The organism is Paraburkholderia sp. 31.1, assembly GCF_014397645.1.
Taxonomy (GTDB): Bacteria; Pseudomonadota; Gammaproteobacteria; order Burkholderiales; family Burkholderiaceae; genus Paraburkholderia; species Paraburkholderia tuberum.
The window spans coordinates 37,635-56,021 of sequence record NZ_VZQN01000003.1; the positions used below are offsets into that span (position 1 = coordinate 37,635).

The 18,387-nt window shown below is 66.5% G+C and carries 16 protein-coding genes; 6 read left to right on the forward strand and 10 right to left on the reverse strand.

Annotation, left to right across the window (positions count from 1 at the left end):
* Positions 1–4: 4 nt before the first annotated feature.
* From F6X37_RS02450 to F6X37_RS02460, 3 genes are read right to left on the reverse strand one after another with little or no spacing between them, the layout of a single operon-like run.
* A complete protein-coding gene (locus F6X37_RS02450) occupies positions 5–967 on the reverse strand; it encodes a triphosphoribosyl-dephospho-CoA synthase (protein WP_187610182.1) in 963 nt (320 codons plus the stop codon).
* A gap of 2 nt (positions 968–969) precedes the next feature.
* Entirely contained in the window at positions 970–2,640 is a 1,671-nt protein-coding gene (mdcA, locus tag F6X37_RS02455; protein ID WP_187610183.1) for a malonate decarboxylase subunit alpha, read from the reverse strand.
* Between the two features lie 20 nt (positions 2,641–2,660).
* Positions 2,661–3,431: a GntR family transcriptional regulator gene (locus F6X37_RS02460; protein ID WP_187610184.1), complete on the reverse strand. Its 771-nt coding sequence runs from the start codon at positions 3,429–3,431 to the stop codon at positions 2,661–2,663.
* Between the two features lie 205 nt (positions 3,432–3,636).
* Between F6X37_RS02460 and F6X37_RS02465 the strand changes: the two genes are divergently transcribed.
* On the forward strand, positions 3,637–4,935 hold the full coding sequence (locus F6X37_RS02465; protein ID WP_176078874.1) for an MFS transporter: 1,299 nt from the start codon (positions 3,637–3,639) through the stop codon (positions 4,933–4,935).
* A 21-nt stretch (positions 4,936–4,956) separates the two neighbouring features.
* On the opposite strand, the gene F6X37_RS02470 is transcribed toward F6X37_RS02465, so the two are convergent.
* Positions 4,957–5,889: a DMT family transporter gene (locus tag F6X37_RS02470; RefSeq protein ID WP_187610185.1), complete on the reverse strand. Its 933-nt coding sequence runs from the start codon at positions 5,887–5,889 to the stop codon at positions 4,957–4,959.
* Between the two features lie 102 nt (positions 5,890–5,991).
* Between F6X37_RS02470 and F6X37_RS02475 the strand changes: the two genes are divergently transcribed.
* Positions 5,992–6,849 (forward strand): LysR family transcriptional regulator, encoded by an 858-nt coding sequence (locus F6X37_RS02475; protein ID WP_090806141.1) that lies wholly within the window; start codon positions 5,992–5,994, stop codon positions 6,847–6,849.
* 23 nt (positions 6,850–6,872) lie between these two features.
* Here F6X37_RS02475 and F6X37_RS02480 read toward each other — a convergent pair whose 3' ends face one another.
* The 6 genes from F6X37_RS02480 to F6X37_RS02505 form a co-directional block, all read right to left on the reverse strand.
* Entirely contained in the window at positions 6,873–7,928 is a 1,056-nt protein-coding gene (locus F6X37_RS02480) for an ABC transporter ATP-binding protein (RefSeq protein WP_187610186.1), read from the reverse strand.
* Between the two features lie 50 nt (positions 7,929–7,978).
* Positions 7,979–9,583 carry an ABC transporter permease gene (locus tag F6X37_RS02485; protein WP_090806137.1) on the reverse strand — a complete coding sequence of 535 codons (1,605 nt, stop codon included), beginning with the start codon at positions 9,581–9,583 and terminating at the stop codon, positions 7,979–7,981.
* Positions 9,584–10,615, reverse strand: a complete 1,032-nt coding sequence (locus F6X37_RS02490; RefSeq protein WP_187610187.1) for an iron ABC transporter substrate-binding protein — start codon at positions 10,613–10,615, stop codon at positions 9,584–9,586.
* A 71-nt stretch (positions 10,616–10,686) separates the two neighbouring features.
* Positions 10,687–12,000: an iron uptake transporter deferrochelatase/peroxidase subunit gene (gene efeB, locus F6X37_RS02495; RefSeq protein ID WP_187610188.1), complete on the reverse strand. Its 1,314-nt coding sequence runs from the start codon at positions 11,998–12,000 to the stop codon at positions 10,687–10,689.
* Between the two features lie 33 nt (positions 12,001–12,033).
* On the reverse strand, positions 12,034–13,128 hold the full coding sequence (locus F6X37_RS02500; RefSeq protein WP_222944741.1) for a hypothetical protein: 1,095 nt from the start codon (positions 13,126–13,128) through the stop codon (positions 12,034–12,036).
* A gap of 181 nt (positions 13,129–13,309) precedes the next feature.
* Positions 13,310–14,833: a carbohydrate porin gene (locus F6X37_RS02505; RefSeq protein WP_187610190.1), complete on the reverse strand. Its 1,524-nt coding sequence runs from the start codon at positions 14,831–14,833 to the stop codon at positions 13,310–13,312.
* A 329-nt stretch (positions 14,834–15,162) separates the two neighbouring features.
* On the opposite strand from F6X37_RS02505, the gene F6X37_RS02510 reads away from it, so the two are divergent.
* The 4 genes from F6X37_RS02510 to hutC all read left to right on the forward strand — a co-directional run bounded on the left by F6X37_RS02510 (position 15,163) and on the right by hutC (position 18,370).
* Positions 15,163–15,840: a hypothetical protein gene (locus tag F6X37_RS02510; protein WP_187610191.1), complete on the forward strand. Its 678-nt coding sequence runs from the start codon at positions 15,163–15,165 to the stop codon at positions 15,838–15,840.
* 91 nt (positions 15,841–15,931) lie between these two features.
* Positions 15,932–16,768 carry an arylamine N-acetyltransferase family protein gene (locus tag F6X37_RS02515; protein ID WP_187610192.1) on the forward strand — a complete coding sequence of 279 codons (837 nt, stop codon included), beginning with the start codon at positions 15,932–15,934 and terminating at the stop codon, positions 16,766–16,768.
* A gap of 23 nt (positions 16,769–16,791) precedes the next feature.
* Positions 16,792–17,472 carry a methyltransferase family protein gene (locus F6X37_RS02520; RefSeq protein WP_090810077.1) on the forward strand — a complete coding sequence of 227 codons (681 nt, stop codon included), beginning with the start codon at positions 16,792–16,794 and terminating at the stop codon, positions 17,470–17,472.
* Positions 17,473–17,584: 112 nt separating this feature from the next.
* Positions 17,585–18,370, forward strand: coding sequence for a histidine utilization repressor (gene hutC, locus F6X37_RS02525; protein WP_187610193.1), 786 nt, complete (start codon positions 17,585–17,587; stop codon positions 18,368–18,370).
* Positions 18,371–18,387: the final 17 nt, after the last annotated feature.

Below are 18,387 nucleotides of genomic sequence, written 5' to 3' on the forward strand. Positions count from 1 at the left end.
AGGCTCAGCTCCGGCTGGCGTCGCGATGCGCCAGCATGTCGAGAAAGAGGGTGGCGGCGAGCAGATCGGCCGCGCCGCCCGGCGATGCGTTCAGCGACAGCAGTTCGCGTTCGAGCGCGTCGAGCGCGACGCGGCCCGCGGCTGTCGAACTGCCGCCCGCGTCGAGCACGCGCCGCGCGCCGCGCTGCCCCGCATGCAAGCCGGCGAGTCCCGCGCGATGCAGCAGGCAGGTATCGTCGAGCGTGCTCATGATCGCGAGCAGCGCATCGATGCGCGCGGCGTTTTCGTCGAGGCCGCGCGCGCGGGCCGCGTGCAATGCCGGCAGGCCGACGTCGAGCGCGTGCGGAAAGCCGTCCTGCGCTTCGCGCCGCGCACCGCCGACCTGATAGCGTCGACGCGCGCGTTCGCCGTGGCTATCGGACGAAGCGGCGAAGCGGTCCGGGAAGCAGGCGATCTGCGCGGCCAGCGTGCAGACGCGCGAGGTATCGACACGGTTGGGATCGCCAGGTCTGTGCGCACGCATGGAGGAACTCGAAGCCGTTTCGAGCGCCACGCCCGCAACCAGCAAGCCGATGATCCAGATCGCGCCGCGATGCGCATTGCTCCCTCCCGTCGCCTGCATCATCTCCTGTTCGCCCGCGCGGCCGATCTGCGCGAGTTCGGCGCGCAGCAGCGCCGAGGGTTCGCCGCGGCGGCGCGCCGTGCGCGCCAGCGCCGCGAAGGTCGGTTCGAGCGCGTGCGCGGAGCGCCGCATGATCGCGAGATCGAGGTCGCGATGCGCGCCGCTGCCGCGCCGGTCGACGAGCGCGGGCTTCGGCGTGAGCTCCGCCTCGTCGATCAGCGCGGTGATCGCGTCGCGCGCGAGTTGGGCGTCGGAAAACGGCGCGACCGGCAACCTGCCACATGCATCGTGTAGGACCGAAGCATGCGGCGCGTCCAACCGTTCAAGAACAGCAGCGGACGCCATCGTCACCAGCTCCGGAAGCGCGCGGGCGGCGCGTACAGTCCGCCCGACCACGTGACCAGATCGTCGATGCTGCGCGCCGCGAGCAGCGAACGCTTCGCGTCGCCGCGCCGGATGCCGAGATCTTCCGGATACGCGACGATGCCGCGCCGGCGCAATTCCGCGGTTTTCTCGGGCTTCGCGCGCAGACCGATCGGCGTGACACCGGCCACCGCCGCGACCGCCGCGCGCCGCTCGTCGATGCCTTCGGCCTTGTGCAGATGCGCGATGCCTTCCTCGGTGACCACATGGCTCACGTCGTCGCCGTAGATCATCACCGGCGCGATCGGCATGCCGTTTTTCGCGCCGACCGCGACCGCGTCGAGTTCATCGACGAAGGTTGGCTCGCCGCCTTTCTTGTACGTTTCCGCGAGTTGCACGACGAGCTTCTGGCCACGCGACACCGCGCCGTCGCCCTTCAACAGCTTCAGCCACGCCTCGCTCGAATGACGCCGGCCGCGCGGATCGTGGCCCATGTTCGGCGCGCCGCCAAAACCGGCGAGCCGTCCGCGCGTGACCGTCGACGAATTCGCGTCCGCATCGATCTGCAGCGTCGAGCCGATGAACAGGTCGACGCCGTATTGCCCGGCCAACTGGCACAGCACGCGGTTCGAGCGCAGGCTGCCGTCGTTGCCGGTGAAGAACACATCGGGGCGCGCCTCGATATACGCCTCCATGCCGACCTCGCTGCCGAAGCAATGGATGCTGTCGACCCAGCCCGATTCGATCGCGGGGATCATCGTCGGGTGCGGATTGAGTGTCCAGTTGCGGCAGATCCTGCCCTTGAGACCAAGCGATTCGCCGTAGGTGGGCAGCAGCAGTTCGATCGCCGCGGTATCGAAGCCGATGCCGTGATTCAGCGACGTGACGCCATACGGCTCGTAGATGCCGCGTATCACCATCATCGCGGTCAGCACCTGCAAGTCGCCGATATGGCGCGGATCGCGCGTGAACAGAGGCTCGACCGCGAACGGCCGGTCCGCCTGCACGACCACGTCGACCCACGAGCCCGGAATGTCGACGCGCGGCAATTCGTCGACGATCTCGTTGACCTGCACGATCACGATGCCGTGACGGAACGCGGCGGCCTCGGCGATCGTCGGCGTGTCCTCGGTATTCGGGCCGGTGTACAGATTGCCGTGACGGTCGGCCTTGTCCGCGCACAGCAGTGCAACGTGCGGCGTCAGGTCGACGAACATGCGCGCATACAGCTCGACATACGTATAGATCGCGCCGATTTCGAGCTGGCCGTCTTCGAGCAGTTGCGCGACGCGCAGACTCTGCGGCCCCGCGAACGAGAAATCGACCTTGTGCGCGATGCCGCGCTCGAACAGCGTCAAGTGCTCAGGACGACTGATGCTCGAAATCAGCAGATGCACATCGTGCAGCTTGTGCGGATCGACCGTGGCGAGCGAGCGCGACAGGAAGTCGGCCTGTTTCTGATTGTCGCCTTCGAGCGCGACGCGCTCGCCGGGCTGGATCAGCGTTTCGAGCGCATCGACGATGCGCTGCGTGGGCAGCACGCCGTCTTCGAGCCACGGCGCGATGGCCGCGAGGCGGCGGTTCTTTTCGTCGCGCCGGGTCGTCCACGAGCGGGTAGTGGACCGCGATGCGGCGGCTTCGGCGGGGTGGTTCATCGGCTCGGTCATCGGTTCGATCAGCTCCCGGTGGTGACGCGCGGGCGTCGGCCGCGCGGCTTCGGTTGATGCGCAAGCGCTTCTTCGCGCGCGCGCTCGGTCAGGAAACGATGCAGAAGCTCGCCGGTGCCGAGCAGATGCGCGACCACCAGCGACTGCGCGGTCGCGATATCGCGGCGCTCGACGGCATCGAGCAGCGCGGCGTGCTCACTGTCGGACTCGCCCTTGTACGACGGCAAGCCGAACTTCAGGCGCAGATAGCGTTCGCCGCGCCGGTGCAGCAAGCCGATCATGTCCTCGAGCTGCGGCCGGCCTGCGGGCGCGTAGAGACACATATGGAACGCGGCATTGCGCGTGACGTACTGCGACGGATCCTCTTCGCGCTCGGCGGCGCGGCACAAGTCCACGGCTTCGCGCAGCGTCGCGGCGGTGTGATGCGGAATCGCAAGCCCGAGCGCGAGACTTTCGAGCGCCGAGCGGATCTCGTAGATCTCGCGCGCTTCGTTGGCGGACAGCGGCGCGACGCTCGCGCCTTTATGGACCGCCGCGCGTGCCCAGCCCTCGCTTTCGAGCTGGCGCAGCGCCTCACGCACGGGAATCGCACTGACCGAGAAATGCCGGGCAATCGCGTCCTGGCGCAGCGGGGCGCCGGGCGCGAGCGTGCCGTCGACGATCGCCGCGCGCAGCGCCTCAGCAATCATGTGCGAGGTGCTTTCGCGCGGCGCGGCGGCCGGAAGAAACGAACCGGACATGGCGGCGCCCAGGGGAAAACCTTCAGTTGCGTCGGTCATGGTATCAAATATTATATATGAAAAGACGCGCATTTCGGCGCGGGCAAACCCGGAAGTCTTGAACCACATTCCAGGCAGGTGCTCGCGCCGTCCTCTGAATGAGTTGTACGAGGACATCGCCGATCAATCAACGTCGTCGAGCCATCCCCAAGCGCGCCCGTCCCTTTCTTCGTTACGTTCAACTATCGTAGGCCGGAGGAGCATGATGAATACAGTAACCGACCGACGAGCGGTCGCGCGTCAGCGCACACCGCTCAATCGTTCGCAGATCGCAGGGTTCTGGGGAGCGTGGGCCGGCTGGACGCTCGACGGCATGGACTCGTTCATTTACGCGCTGGTGCTCACGCCCGCGCTGACCGAGCTGTTGCCGCGTTCGGGCTTCGCGGCGACGCCGTCGAATGTCGGCCTCGCAGGATCGATCCTGTTCGCGCTGTTTCTGGTCGGTTGGGGACTGTCGTTCATCTGGGGACCGCTCGCCGATCGCTTCGGCCGCACCAAGGTGCTCGCCGCCACCATCTTCACGTTCGCGATTTTCACCGGGCTCGCCGCGACCTCGACCAATGTGTGGCAGCTCGGTATTTTTCGCTTCATCGCCGGCGTCGGGATCGGCGGGGAATGGGCGCTCGCGGGCACCTACGTTGCCGAGGCCTGGCCGGAGGATCGTCGCAAAATGGGCGCCGGTTATCTGCAGACCGGCTACTACGCGGGCTTCTTTCTCGCGGCTGCGCTCAATTACACGGTCGGCGTGCATTTCGGCTGGCGCGCGATGTTCCTGACCGGCGCGGTACCGGTCGTCGTCGCGATTCTGATTCTGCTGCGCGTGAAGGAGCCGGAGAAGTGGCAGAAAGCCGACGCAAAGACGGTGCGCGTGAAGCCGTTGCGCGAGATCATGGGGCCGGCTTACCGGCGTCGCACATGGGTCGCGTGCATTCTGCTGACGATCGCGATCATCGGGCTGTGGGCGGGCGCCGTCTACGAGCCGTCCGCGGTGATCCAACTGGCGGCGCGCGCCGGCATGTCCAAGGGCGATTCGATTCGCACCGCGTCGCTCGCGACCGGCTTGCTGTCGATCGGCACGATCCTCGGTTGTCTCGCGCTGCCGCCACTGGCCGAGCGCATCGGCCGCAAGATGACGCTCGCGGTGTACTTCGCGGGGATGGCGGTGTCGATCGCGGCGAGCTTCGGTTGGGCGTTCTATCTGCCGAACGGGCTCGCGCCGTTCATCGCGTGGCTGTTCGTGCTGGGCTTTTTCGGCGGCAACTTCGCGTTGTTCAGCCTGTGGCTGCCCGAGCAGTTCGAAACCCGCGTACGCGCGACGGCGTTTGCGTTCTGCACGTCGTTTGGACGCTTCGTCGGCGCCGGGGTCAACTTTCTGCTCGGCGCGGCGGTGCTGCATATGCAGACGCTCGGCGTGCCGATCGCGTTGACCGCGCTCGTGTTCGTGCTCGGCCTGTTCGTGATTCCGTTCGCGCCGGAGACGAAGGGCGAAACGCTGCCGCAGTAAGAACCGGGCGGGCGGCGCGCTTTACTTCGCGTGACTGCGTGCCCGCCCACCCGGATGCAGCAGCGTCAGCAACGGCCAGCCGAGATTGACGCCGAGACTCGCGGCGACGATCAGCGCCATGCCCGCCAGTTGCGAGAGCGACAGCGCACGGCCATACACGAGCGCATCCACGACGATCGCGGTCAGCGGATAAACGAACAACAGCACCGCGATCACTGGCGTGCTGAGCTTGGGCAGCGCGCCGTAAATCAGCACATACGACAATCCCGTGTGCAGCACGCCCATGCCGATCAGCCAGAACCACTGCATCGGACCGATATGCGTGAGCGTCAAAGGCGCGATGAGCGGCGCGATCAGCGGCAGGCAGATCACGCCGACCGCGCATTGCGTGAGCGTCAGCAAATGCGGGCGCATTTCGCCGAGGCTCTTCGCGATCAGCGTGACGCTCGCATACAGCAGCGAGCCGAGCAGCGCTTCGCTCAAGCCGATCAGATAGCTGCTGTGGCCTTGCAGGTTTCCGGCCGCGATCACGCCCGACGCGAGCACGAGCCCGACGAACGCCGTCGCGATCCAACCGAGCCGGTCCGCGCCGAGCCGCTCGTTAAAGAGCGCCGCGCCGATCAGCACGACCCAGAACGGCTGCACATGAAACACGACGGTCGCGACCGCGATGCTGGTGCGATGAATCGCATCGAAAAAGCCGACCCATTGCGTGACCATCAGCACGCCGGAAATCAGCGCGAGCGCGACCGTGCGGCGCGTGAACTGCGCGCGTGTGAAAAAGCCCTTCCATGCGCAATAGGCGGCGAGCGAGAGAAAGCCGAACAGGCAGCGGAAGAACACGAGCGTCAGCGCATCGAGCCGCGCCTCCTCGACGAAAACGCCGATCGTGCCCATCAGCAGGCCGCCGCTCGCCAGCGTGATCGCGCCTTGTTGACGTGAGGTGAGGGACATGCGCAACGACTCCGAAACATGATGCCCGCGAGTATTGCGCCGCTTGTGGCCTGTTCACAAACGAATTAAATTGAGCAATTCCATAAGCCAGGTTGATAAATCGTGAACCCTGAATTCGACGTCGATCTGTTGCGCAGCTTCGTCGCGGTCGTGGAGGCGGGCAGCTTCACGAAGGCGGCGGCGAGCGTGCATCGCTCGCAGGCGGCGGTCAGCATGCAGATCAAGCGGCTCGAAACGATGCTCGGCACGACGCTGTTCGCACGCAACACGCGCAACCTGTCGCTGACGCGGCCCGGCAGTACGCTGCTCGAATACGCGCGGCGCGCGCTTGCGTTGCAGGAGGAGGCGTGGTCGGCGATCGTGCGGCCCGAGGTGACCGGGCGGGTGGTGCTCGGCGCGCCGGACGACTATGTGTCGTCGCTGCTATCGCCGGTGTTGCGGCGTTTCGCGACGCTGTATCCGCGCGTCGAGATCGAGATCGTCTGCGCGCAAAGCACGGCACTCGCGCCGATGCTCGCGGACAACAAGATCGACCTCGCATTCGTCACGCGCGACCGCAGGATGCGCGGCGAGTTCGTGCGCAGCGAACCGATGGTGTGGGTGGGGGCGTCGGTCGATACGCCGGTGCTGAAGGCCTCGCCGTTGCCGGTGGGGTTGTACGAGCCGGGCTGCGTCGCGCGCCAGCACACGCTGGCTGCGCTGGATGGCGCGCGCATCCGTTATCGCGCGGCGTTCAGCAGCGCGAGCCTGATGGGGCTCGTCGCGACCGTGGATGCCGGTTTGTCGGTGATTGCGCTGACGCGGTGCAGCGTGCCGCCGCGGCTCGCGATACTCGGCGACGCGCAAGGCCTGCCGAGAATCGCGCCGCTCGAAATCGTGGTCGCGCGCAGCGCGAAATCGGATCGGCCGACCTGCGATTATCTGGCGCAGCAGATGGTGCAGGATCTGTCGCTGCGGTAGCCGAGCGTGCCAGCCTTAGCCGTTCAGGCACGCGAATAGGCGGTCACTTCACCCTCGACCGCGAGCCGCACGCGCTCACCCGGACGCGGGCACAGATAACCGGGCACGCGCGCGCGCACCATCGCCCGCGTCGCGGACTGCAATTGCAGCGCGACGCTTGCGTCCTGCCCCTGGAAGATCACGTCAGTGACGAGCGCGTCGTGCGCGGCGCCTGTGCGCGCGGTTTCATCGGCGCGCAGCAGGCGGATCTGCTCGGGACGCACCATCACGTCGACCGCACCGTGGCCGACGGGCGCGACCAGTGGGAGTTCGCCGAGCTCGCAACTCGCGCGATCCTGTTGCGCGATGCCCGGCAACAACACCGCCTCGCCAATGAACGACGCAAGCTCGCGCGTCACCGGCCGGCGGTATAGCACTTCGGGCGTCGCGGTCTGGATCAGCCTCCCATTCCACAGCACCGCGACCTCATGCCCGAGCGACAACGCCTCGGACTGATCGTGCGTGACCAGCACGGCAGTCGCGCCGGCCGCGGCCAGCGCACTTGCGACCGCCAGGCGCGTTTCGACGCGCAGCGCGGCGTCGAGCGAGGAGAACGGCTCGTCGAGCATGATCAGCGTCGGCGTGGGTGCGAGCGCACGGGCGAGCGCGACACGTTGCTGTTGACCGCCCGACAGTTGCTGCGGCGCGCGCTCGCCAAAATGCGCGGGCAGGCCGACCAGCTCCAGCAACTCAGCGACGCGATGGCGCGCGCGGCGCTGCGTGCGTGGCAGACCGAACACGATGTTGTCCGCGACCGACAGATGCGGAAACAGCGCGCCTTCCTGTGGCACGTAGCCGATGCGGCGTTGCTCCGACGGTACGTGCAGGTTGTCGCCGACGACGCGCCGGCCATCGATCTCGACGCTGCCGCCGTCCGCGCGCTCGAAGCCGCACAACAGCCGCAGCAGCGTGGTCTTGCCGCTGCCCGAGGGCCCAAGCAGCGCGAGCAGCGTGCCGCGCTCGACCGAGAGATCGAGGCCGTGCAGCACCGGGTGACCGTCGAACGATTTCTGCAGTCCGCGGATACGAAGTTCGCTCATGAAAATCCGAAGTAGTCGAACAAAAGCAGCGATGAAAAAGCCGGCGCGTGTCAGCCGCGCTCGCCGAGCAGCGCCGAGCGGCCGAGCAGCGCGAACAGCAGCCCCGACGCGCACAGCGAGATGCCGGTCAGCAGCGCCGCATACGGCGCGGCCGCGGCGAACGCCATCGTCGACGTGTCGGCCCACACCTGGGTCGCCAGCGTTTGCGTGTCGAGCGGCGACAGCAGCAGCGTCGCGTTCAGTTCGGTGACGACCGAGATGAACACCATCGCAGCGGCAGCGCCGAGCCCGGGGCCCGCGAGCGGCAGCACGACGCGCACGAGCGTCTGCGTCCAGTCAAGGCCGAGCGCGCGCGCGGTTTCCTCGAGGCGCGGCTGCGCCTGCATGAATGCCGCGCGCACGCTGACGAGCGCGACCGGCATGAACAGGATCGCGTAGGCGACGATCAGCAGCGTCGCGCTTTGATAGAGCGGCTGCAGCGCATGCACGGCGAGCGAGACGATCGCGAGCGCAATCACGAGCCCCGGCACGCCCTGCGCGAGAAACACGGTGCGCTCGAACAGCGTCGCGAAACGCGTCGGATAACGCACCAGCAGAAACGCGAGCGGCACCACGAGCAACGTGGTCAGCGCGGCGGCCGCGAGGCCGAAACCCAGCGACGAACACGTCGCGTTCCACAGCAGTTCGGGCGATACGTCGGCGGGCGTCACGGCGGCCGCGCCCGGCTGCGTGAGCCAGAAGCCGATCATGCCGAGCGGTACGCCGAGCGTCGCAAGCGTCAGCAGCGCAAAGCCCGCGACGACGAGCCAGCGCCACCCGCCGAGCTCGTAGCGCAACACCGCGCGGCGCGTGCCGCGATCGACGCGCTCATAGCGCGCTGCACCGCGCACGCGAAACTCGAACGCAAGCACGACGAGGCAGATCACGATCAGCAGACACGCGAGCAGCGATGCACCGCCGCCGTCGAAGCTGGTGCGATATTCCGCGTAGATCTGCGTGGTGAACGTATGAAAGCGCAGCAGCGTGAACGCGCCGAATTCCGATAGCACGCCGAGCGCGACGAGCAGCATGCCGCCGAGCAGCGCCGGCCGCAGTTGCGGCAGCACGACGCGCGCGAAACTCGTCCAGCGGTTGCAGCCGAGTGCGCGCGCGCTTTCTTCGAGTGCCGGGTCCATGCCGCGCAGCGCGGCGGCGACCGGCAGATAGACGAGCGGAAAATACGCGCAGGTCAAGACCAGCAACGCGCCGTTGAAGTCCTGCAAGTCCTCGCTCAAGGACACCCACGCATAGCTCGAAATGAAGGCCGGCATCGCGAGCGGCGCGGCGCATAGCACGGCCCACGCGCGCCGTCCGGGAAGATGCGTGCGCTCGACGAACCACGCGGCGGCCGTGCCGATCACCGCGCAAACGAGGGTAGTCGTGACGGTGATCAGCACCGTATTGACGAGCAGCTCGCCGACGAGCGGCCGCCAGATCAGATCGAGCGCGTCGCCGATCCCGAAGCTCGCCGCGCGCCAGAACGTAAACGCAATCGGCAGCAGCACCAGCGAAGCGCTGAGTGCTGCCGCCGCAAAAAGGCTGCGCGGCGCGCGCGTCCGCCCGCGCGCCGGGGCTGGGGGGACAGCCGGCGGACCGGCTGACAGTGCTTCGCTCATTTACAGCAGGCCTGCCTGACGTAGCAGCTTGCCGGCCTGGCTATCGTCGCCGAGCTGCTGGATCGTCAGCGTGGGCGGAGTCAGTTCGGCAAACGGCTTGAGGATCGGGTCCGGCGCGACACCCGCGTGCAGCGGATATTCGAACATCACGTGGCTGTTGGCCATCAGCTGCTGTGCGCGTTCGCTGACCAGATAGGCGAGAAACTTCTGCGCGCCGTCCGCGTTGTGCGCGGACTTCAGCACGCCCGCGCCCGATACGTTGACGAGCGCGCCGGCGTCGCCGTGGCCGAAGTGATAGATCGCGCTGCGGGTTTTCGCATCGCCGATTTCCGCATGCAGACGCGACCAGTAGTAGTTGTTGATCAGACCGGTCGCGACCCCGCCGCGATTGACCGCGGCGACCACGCCTTCGTCATCGTCGAAGATCTGCGAGTTGGCTTTGAGACCCTTCAGCCACGCGAGCGTCTGCTCTTCACCCTTCAGGGCCAGCACCGCGCTCACGAGAGGCAGGAAGTCGGCGTCGCTCGGCGCGATGCCGACCTTGCCTTTCCATTCAGGGTTCGCGAGGTCGAACACCGATTGCGGCAGTTGCGATGGCTGCAGCTTCGTCGTGTTGTATGCGAGCACGCTCTCGCGCGCGGTCACGGCGACCCATACACCGCTCGGCGAATTGAAACGTGCCGGCACCGCGCGGAGCGTTGCTTCGTCGACCTTCGCGAGCAGCCCCTTTTCCTCGAGCAGCATCAGCTCCGGCGAGTTCTCCGTGAAGTACACGTCGGCGGGCGAGGCCGCGCCTTCCGCGACGATCTGCGCGGCGAGCGCCGGGCCTTCGCCGTTGCGCACTTTCACCGAGATGCCCGACTGCTTTTCGAAGTCCTTCGCGAGCAGATTGACGACCTGCTCGTGCTGCGCGTTGTACAGCGTGATCGACGCCGAGTGAGCCGCCGACGGCATCGTCGCGAGCGCGGTGAGCGACAGCGCGGCCATGCTGCCGAGCGCGCGCAGACGGGTGGCAAACCAGGAATGAGCCATGTTGCAGAAGTCCGTTTTGATTGTGTTGAGTGAGCCGGGTGCTGCGCGCCCGGCGTGCTTCATTTGCTGCATCACGTCTCGAACAGCCCCGCGCCGACATACGAACCCGGCTTCGCGCCCGGCGGCACGACGAAAATCGCGCTGCCGACGTGAGTCGTGAACTGGTTCATCATGTCGAACTTTGCGAGCCGGTCGTTGATCGGGATGAAGCCGGTGCGCGGGTCGCTCTGGTGCGCGATGAAAATCAGCCCCGCGTCGTACTCGGTTTCCTGGCGCCACGGCGGCCAGCGCTCGATATAAAAGTTCGTGCCTTCGTTGTACGAATACGAGCGGCGCAGAATCTGCGCGCCGTTGTTGCTCGCCGGATTCGACAGACGCACGTGCGAGTTCTCGGGGATCACCGGGTTACCGTCCTTGTCCTCGGCCTTCAGATCCACCGCGTCGAATTCATGCTTGCTGCCGATCGGCGCGCCGCTGTACTTGTGGCGGCCGAACACCTGTTCCTGGAAACCGAGCTCGGTGTTGTCCCAGTGTTCGAGCGTGATGCGGATGCGGCGCACGACCGTGTAGGTGCCGCCTTCCATCCACGGCGCGTCGTCGGTGGCGCGAGCCCACACGAACTGGTTCATCAGCTCAGGCTTCGCGGTCGCCGGATTGTTGGTGCCGTCCTTGAAGCCCATCAGGTTGCGCGGCGTCTGAGCGCGCGGACCGGACAGGAAACCGGCCTGGCCCCAGCGCATCGCCGCGACGCCGTAGGCACGGCGCGTCAGTTGGCGTATCGCGTGAAACGCAACCTGCGCGTCGTTCGCGCACGCCTGGATGAACAGGTCGCCGCCGGTCTTCTCCTTGATCAGCTGATCGCCGTTGAAGCGCGGCAAATCGACGAGCGCGGCGGGGCGGCGCGACGCAAGCCCGTAGCGGTCCTTGCCGTCCTTCGTGAAGAGGCCGGGGCCGAAGCCGAACGTGATCGTTAGACCGTTCGGGCCGAGGCCCAGCACGTCGCCGGAATCGGGGGCGGCCTGGTCGCCGCCGCCGTCGCCGGCGGCCAGCGCGAAGGCCGTGCCGCCTTGCGTCAGGCGCGCGGCTGCTTCGGTCCACGTGCGCAACAGGGCGATTACGTCGTCGCGCTTGTCGGTGGTCAGATCGAGCGCGGCGACGTAGGTGTGGCTCTGCTGCGGCGTGACGATGCCGCCTTGATGCGGACCGTAGAACGGCTCGGCCGCGAACTGCGGATCGGCGTTCTGGGCACTATGCGCGGGCGCTTTCGCGAGCGCGGGCGGCGAGGTCGCGAGGCCTGCGCCGAGACTCGCGCCGGCGGCGACCGCCGCGCCCCCCGCCTTGAGGAAGCCGCGCCGTGACGGCCGTGGGGGGTGATCGTTTGTCATGGTCAGTTCACCTTCCTGAAACCTGGGTGCCGCCTACTTCGCGAGCACCAGTGTGTTCACGTCGTCTTCGACGTAGTAGAAGCCGTCGCCTTCCGGCGTCATCGCGATACCGAACAGGTCGCCGTTGCCGGGGGGCGATTGCGCCTTGTCGGTATCGATCCAGCGTGCGTACAGCTGCTTGCCGGTCGCCGGATCGATCTCGACGACCTGGCCGTTCAACGCGTTGGTCACCAGCAGGTGGCCATTGGGCGCGGTGACCATCGCGAGCGGACGATGCAGCAGGCCGTCGGCGGTCAACTGGCGGCCGACACCCGCGCTGCTGTCGCGCGTGAGCGGATCGTCGATCTCGGTGATGCGGTTGCCGATCGCGTCGGACACGTACAGCAGCTTCTGATCGGCCGACAGCGCGAGGCCGGTCGGCCCGACGAGGAACACGCCCTTGTCGGCCTGCGCGCCGAAGCCGCTGCCGATCACGGTTTCCTGCTTCACGACGGGCGGCTTGCCTGCCGGCACGTCGAGGTCGAGGCGCAGCACGGTGGCCTGCTTGAACACGGGCGGATTGCCTTGCGCGTCGCCGACGCCGAAGCCCGCGTTGCTGACGAACAGCGTTGCGCTCGTGCCGTTGTCGACGACCGCCATGTTGCCCCACGGATCGTTGATGTTCGGCGTCGAGATCGTCGACGCGATCTTGCCTTGCGGGTCGATCACGATCAGGCAGCCAGCGCCCTTGGTGCCGGTCGTGCCGTCGTTGCTCGGCGTGCTGCCGACGATCACCCAGCCCGACTTCAGCATCGTCATCGCGGTCGACAGGCCGATGCCGCCCGGGCATTCCTTCAGATTGCGCGGCACGGTCGCGAACACCGTCATCTGTCTGGTGTCCGGGTGATAGTCGATGATCGTGCTGCCGGTGCCCTGCAGGTTCGTCGAGTTGTTGAAGTTGCCGACCAGCACGTCGCCTTTCTTCACGGTGCCCGCGCTGACCGGCGCGACCACGAGCGCGTACGGATTCTGGTCGCCGTTATCCGGCACGGTGTTGATCAGCGTCGTGTGATGCTTGATCGTTTCAAGGAAGCCTTGCGGCTCGGCCTGCGCGCTGGCGGCCGTCGTGAGAGCGGCGGCGCCGGCCATCGCGGCGAGCAGGGCTCGCGCGGCGCGCGCCGCAAGCTTGCGCGTGAGTTGATTCACGATTGGGCCTCCGTACGGGTGCACAAAGCGGGAGTGGCGGTGACGATAGAAAGCATGGGAAGTGCTGGTCCGGTTGCGTGGGGTGGCATGTGCTTGCGAGGATGAAAGCGCGCGGCGGGCGGCGTCAGAAGTTGATATTGGTCCGCATGCCGACGACGAAGGTGTTGCGCAGCGGCTGCGTCGGGTCGTTCGGGTTCTGGCCCGCACCGGCGTTGAACGTGTATTGCGCGTCGGCCTGCAACTGCCACCACGGATTGACCTGGTACTGGTAGGTCGCCTCGAGCGTGGTTTCGCTGGTGCGCACGCCGTAGGGGCTGCCGTTGAATGCCAGGAAGTCCTTGTCGAGTCCGTTCACGTGACTGCCGACCTTGATGTAGGTCAGCGCGAGACCGGCGCTGTCGTTGTCACGGCCCTTGAACGGCGCCTTCAGCACGACGCCGAGGTTGGCCGCGACTTGCACGAGGTTGCGGTCGCCCGGCGCGCCCATCACGCGCGCGAACACGCCGAGACTGCGTGGTTCGTCGGAGTCGGGGCGCCACACCATCTGATCGGCGACCGCATAGAAGCTGTAGTTGCCGCTGTGATTCGCGGGAATGCCGGTCGACGCCGGATTCGCGAGCGACAGCCCCATGTTGTCGTAGCGCTGATCGGCGAACTTGTTGGTGTTGTACCAGACGCCGAGCTTGTAGGTGCCCGGCAGACCGCCGCCGCCCATGCCGACCATTTCGCCTTCGGCCGGCTGGTTGATCGAGTACTGCAACTCGCCGATCCACAACGCGCCGTTATGCAGGTTGAAGTTCGTGCCGCTCATGTTGTCCGGGTCGTTGCCGAGCGGGTCGCCCGAATACACGCCGGCAAGCGCGGTCAACGAAGGGGTGATCTGGCCGCGCACGCGCACGCCGAGACCCGCGAGCGGATAGGCGGGACCGCCCGACGGCATGTCGTACGAGGGCAGCGCGGGCCAGCCGAACATCGTGTTGAGGAACAGGGCCGCATACGTGCTCGTGATGAATTCCTGGTCGAGACTCTGCTGACCGATCTTCACGTCCACGCGTTTGTTCAGGAACGACTGCTGATACCAGAGCTCCCACAGACGCGTCGCGTCGTCGGCCTCGATGCCGCTCGCGGTATTCAACGTGCCGAGCTTGTTCGCGCTCAGGTTCGCGCCGTGAATTTGCAGTGCGCTGACGTTGAAGAGGCCGCCCGGCAGGCCGAACGCCTTTTGCGTATCCATCTGCAAGGTCGCGGTGGTCAGGCCGTCGTAGTCGACGCCGCGCGCGAGACCGCCGCGCAGATTGGCCAGCACTTCGCTGGTTTCGGTCAGCGTGAAGGTCATGCCGTACTTGCCGAGCCACGGACGCAGGCCGCCCATGTCGCCGAGCAATTGCTGGCGGTTCCAGAGGCCCGTCCACTGGTCGGTTTGCGTCGCCTGAATGTTCAGGTCGGCCTCGGGCGCTTCCGGGTTCGCATCGGGATTGGCTTCGGCCAGCGCCGCGTGGCCGCTCAACGAGGCACACGCGAAGGCCGTGCACAGTGCGACGCGCCGCATCGAAGGCAAACGCGTACGATGAGTTGCGCCGGGACCTGCGCAAGCGTCGCAAAGCGGACGCGCATTGGCACGCGATCCATTGAGTTGGGCGAACTTCATCGAAATCCTTATGAGTGTTGTTTCGATCGATGTGATCAATCTGCGACTGCCTGGCGCGACATCGCGTGTTGTCCCAGGCTGCCAAAGCGGCTGATGGCGTGATCGTACGCAGGCGTATTGCGGCAGTCAACACAAATGAGAACGATTCGCAACAATATTACTGGCATGTAATTCCCGGATTTACGGACTGCGTCTAAACTTTATGAGGACGTAAACAGATATTCATTGGCGCGTAATGAAAACGTATTGATGTAGTCAGGCCGAACGTGCGAAACGGCGAGGTGTCGAAGCGCACGAGTCACCCCGAAAGTCAAAGTAAGGAGGTAGAGATGGGCAAGCGCATTCTTCTGGTTTCGTTGCTGGTGAGTGGTGGTCTGTTGCTGGGCGGCACAGCGCACGCGCAGTTGAATCTGAAGCAGTTCGGCATCGGCGGGGGCGGCGATAGCGCGGCGGGTGCCGGGGCGTCGTCGGGCGGCGTGTCGCAGTTGCTGCAGAGTTACGTTGGCGCGAACCAGCAGGTGCTGAGCGGACAGTCGAGCCTCGCGTCGGCGATGGGCATGACGAGTGCCGCCGGCCAGGCGCAGCAGGCGGCGGGGCTGCTCAGCGGCGGCACGCCGTCGGTCAGTCAGTTGACGCAGGTCGGCAGCACCCAGCAGTCGCTGTCGCAGAAGCTGACCGATGCGTTCGCGAATCATGCAAGTGGCGGCGCGTCTGCGACGCCGGTCAACAAGGAAGCGTTCACGCAGGGTCTGTCGTCGCTCGGCAAGGGTGTGAGCCAGTATTCGAGCTTGCAGTCGGGGCTCGGCAGCCTCGGTCAGATGAGTCCGTCGTCGCTGCTGCAATCGGGCCTCAATCCGCAGACCGCGCAAAGCGCTTCGTATATCGCGCAATCGGCGCCGGGGCAGTTGCAGTCGCTGATGTCGACGCTGGGCTCGGCCGTGCAGTTCGCATCGAGCCACGGCATCACGGTGCCGTCGATCGCGACGTCGGCGTTGAAGGGCTTGTAGGCGCGTTTTCGCTTCGTCCCGCGCGCGGTCGAGTCAGCGCCGAAAGCCGCTATGACCGCGTCGAACCCGCAACCCAACCGGAATTCCGCCGATGTCCCACACCATCAATCTGGAAAACTACTTCGCCCGGATCGGCTATCAGGGCCCGCGCGCCGCCACGCTCGACGTGCTGCGGGCGATTCACCGGCTCCATCCCGCCGCGATCCCGTTCGAGAACCTGAACCCGTTGACGCGCCGGCCCGTCAGGCTCGAGCTCGAAGCCGTGGAACGCAAGCTCGTGACCGAAAAGCGCGGTGGCTACTGCTTCGAGCAGAACATTCTGTTCGCGAACGTGCTGATGCAACTCGGCTTCCGGGTCACGCCGATGCTTGCGCGCGTCGTGTGGGGCCGCGACCCCGGCACGATTGCGCCGCGCACGCATATGGTGCTGCGCGTCGATATCGACGGCGACGCATGGACCGCCGACGTCGGCTTCGGCGCCGTGACGCTGACCGCGCCGCTGCGGCTGACCGCCGGCCTCGCGCAGCCGATTCCGCTCGGCACGTTCCGTCTCGCCGACGCGGGGCGCGACACCGTCTATCTCGAGGTGCTGGCGCCGGACGAGAGTTGGACCCGCGTTTATCACGTCGATCTGCGCGCAGTCGAGTGGATCGACTACGAAACCTCGAACTGGTACACGTCGACGTCACCGGATTCGAAGTTCGTTCATAACCTGCTGGCGTGCCGCGTGTTGCCCGAACTGCACCTGGCGCTATTCAACGATCAGTTCAACGAGCGCGACGCACGAGGGCGGATCGTCAACGAACGGCGCCTCGCGAGCGCCGCCGAACTCGCCGACTGTCTGCGTGAGCGTTTCGGCTTGAATCTGGAGGACATCGATATCGCCGACGTGTTCGAGCGCGTGCGCACGCGCGATGAGGCCGCATGAGCCGACCGCTCAAGGGAGCCGCGATGGTCGCACGTCTGATCCTGCAATCGCTGGCGTGGCTGGTTTTCATGGGCGTGCTGCTGTTCGGCGCGGCCGGCACGCTCGCGTGGCCGGCCGCGTGGTGGTATCTGTTCGAGCTGGCGGTATTGAGCCTGTGGCTCGGCTTGTGGCTCGCGCGTCATGATCCCGCGCTGCTCGCGGAGCGGCTCGCGCCGTTCGTGCAGGCGCAGCAGAGCCGCTGGGATCGTGTGTTCATGGCCGCGATCGGGGCCGCGTGGTGCGGCTGGCTGATCCTGATGGGTTTCGACGCGATGCGGTTTCGCTGGTCCGCGCCGCTGCCGTCGTGGCTCATGGGCCTCGGCGCGTTGTGCGTGTTCCTGTGCATCTTCACGTGCCGGTTCGTGTTTCGCGCGAACAGCTATGCCGCACCGGTGGTCAAGATTCAGTCGAGCCGCGGGCACAAGGTCGCCGACACCGGGCCCTACGCGTACGTCCGTCATCCGATGTACGCGGCCGCGCTGGTGTTCTTCGTCGGCACGCCGCTGATGCTCGGCTCGTGGTGGGGGCTCGTGGCGCTGCCCGTGATGGGGTACGGGATGGGCTGGCGCGCGGTGCGCGAGGAGCGGCTGCTCGCCGGGCAGCTCGACGGCTACACCCAATACATGGCTCGTGTGCGTTACCGTTTCGTGCCGTTTATCTGGTAGCGCGTTCCAGCCGTCTCCCCACCGTCGAACCGGGTAAGATTGGGCCCGGCCGTCGGAGAACCGGCCACGGTGTACCTCATGTACCACCGGCGAACCACCGATGAGGTTTGGAGTGAAAACAACGACACAGGCGCGTATAGCGCCCGCCGCACAGGCCGAGCAGAAACAGCTTTCCGCCGAACGCGATCGCGATCGCGACACGCCGGTCAAGGCGATGCCCGCCTACGAGCAGATCAAACGCTACGTGCTTCAGCGCATCAGCGAAGGCGCATGGAAGCCGGGCGGGCTGATCCCTTCCGAAACGGAACTGGTCAAGGAGTTCGGCGTCGCGCGCATGACGGTGTCGCGCGCGCTGCGCGAGCTGACCGCCGAGCGCGTGCTCACGCGCGTGCAAGGCTCGGGCACCTTCGTCGCGCCGCAGCGGTATGAATCGACGGTGCTGGAGATCCGCAATATCGCCGATGAAATCGCCGCGCGCGGTCATCGTCATTCGGCGCGCGTGCTGACGCTCGAACCGAGCGACGACGCCGACGCGCTCGAAGCGCTCGGTCTCGCGAACGGTCCCGCGTTTCATTCGTGCATCGTGCACAGCGAGGAGGGCGAGCCGATCCAGTACGAGGACCGCTTCGTCAATCCGAAGGTGTTCCCTGAATATCTGCAGCAGGACTTCTCGGTCGAAACGCCGAATCACTACATGGTGCGGCTCGCGCCCGTGCAGCGCGCCGAGTTTCGCATCTACGCGCAAAAGCCCGACGCCCATGTGCGGCGTCATCTGATGATGGATATCGGCGAGCCGTGTCTGCTGCTGTGGCGGCGCACGTGGGTCGGCGAGAACGTCGCGACGTCGGTGCGGCTATGGCATCCGGCGTCGCGTTTTCATCTGGCGGGGACCGTCTAGTACGGTTTCTGAAGCGC

Bases quoted from the DNA above. Each gene is read 5' to 3' on its own strand.
- F6X37_RS02465 (WP_176078874.1), top strand. From the start codon at position 3,637: ATGAATACAGTAACCGACCGACGAGCGGTCGCGCGTCAGCGCACACCG.
- F6X37_RS02450 (WP_187610182.1), bottom strand. From the start codon at position 967: ATGGCGTCCGCTGCTGTTCTTGAACGGTTGGACGCGCCGCATGCTTCG.
- F6X37_RS02505 (WP_187610190.1), bottom strand. From the start codon at position 14,833: ATGAAGTTCGCCCAACTCAATGGATCGCGTGCCAATGCGCGTCCGCTT.
- F6X37_RS02510 (WP_187610191.1), top strand. From the start codon at position 15,163: ATGGGCAAGCGCATTCTTCTGGTTTCGTTGCTGGTGAGTGGTGGTCTG.
- F6X37_RS02480 (WP_187610186.1), bottom strand. From the start codon at position 7,928: ATGAGCGAACTTCGTATCCGCGGACTGCAGAAATCGTTCGACGGTCAC.
- F6X37_RS02520 (WP_090810077.1), top strand. From the start codon at position 16,792: ATGGTCGCACGTCTGATCCTGCAATCGCTGGCGTGGCTGGTTTTCATG.
- F6X37_RS02490 (WP_187610187.1), bottom strand. From the start codon at position 10,615: ATGGCTCATTCCTGGTTTGCCACCCGTCTGCGCGCGCTCGGCAGCATG.
- F6X37_RS02460 (WP_187610184.1), bottom strand. From the start codon at position 3,431: ATGACCGACGCAACTGAAGGTTTTCCCCTGGGCGCCGCCATGTCCGGT.
- F6X37_RS02485 (WP_090806137.1), bottom strand. From the start codon at position 9,583: ATGAGCGAAGCACTGTCAGCCGGTCCGCCGGCTGTCCCCCCAGCCCCG.
- efeB (WP_187610188.1), bottom strand. From the start codon at position 12,000: ATGACAAACGATCACCCCCCACGGCCGTCACGGCGCGGCTTCCTCAAG.
- F6X37_RS02500 (WP_222944741.1), bottom strand. From the start codon at position 13,128: ATGGCCGGCGCCGCCGCTCTCACGACGGCCGCCAGCGCGCAGGCCGAG.
- mdcA (WP_187610183.1), bottom strand. From the start codon at position 2,640: ATGAACCACCCCGCCGAAGCCGCCGCATCGCGGTCCACTACCCGCTCG.
- F6X37_RS02515 (WP_187610192.1), top strand. From the start codon at position 15,932: ATGTCCCACACCATCAATCTGGAAAACTACTTCGCCCGGATCGGCTAT.
- F6X37_RS02470 (WP_187610185.1), bottom strand. From the start codon at position 5,889: ATGTCCCTCACCTCACGTCAACAAGGCGCGATCACGCTGGCGAGCGGC.